Annotated in this window: 1 protein-coding gene; it reads right to left on the bottom strand. The window is 55.8% G+C overall.

What is annotated here, in order from left to right; translation table 11 throughout:
• On the bottom strand, nucleotides 1-283 hold a 283-nt coding region (locus DYD21_RS20845; RefSeq protein WP_147303676.1), incomplete at both ends, for an IS3 family transposase.

The following is a 283-nucleotide window of genomic DNA, read 5'->3' as shown; positions in this document are numbered from 1 at the left end:
CAAATACATCCAGCCCTGCTCGCCGCGAATGTAGGTAATGTCACTGACCCAGACCTGGCCAAGTCCTTCCGGGGAAAAGTTCCGGTCCAGCACGTTTGCTGCCACCGGCCATCCATGTGTCGAATGCGTGGTTTTTATCCATTTCTTCCGAATTCGGCTGGCAATGCCCATCTTAACCATCAGACGGGCAATGCGTGGTCTGGAGGCCGTACAGCCATCTTTTCTTAACTGGTTGTAGATCCTTGGCGAGCCATACCGCCTGCCCGACTCCTGCCAGGCGGCT

Origin of the sequence: Rhodohalobacter sp. SW132 (assembly GCF_003390325.1) — a bacterium.
GTDB lineage: Bacteria > Bacteroidota > Rhodothermia > Balneolales > Balneolaceae > SW132.
Note: the sequence above shows the minus strand (reverse complement) of the source record. Positions and strands in the feature narration are given on the sequence as shown.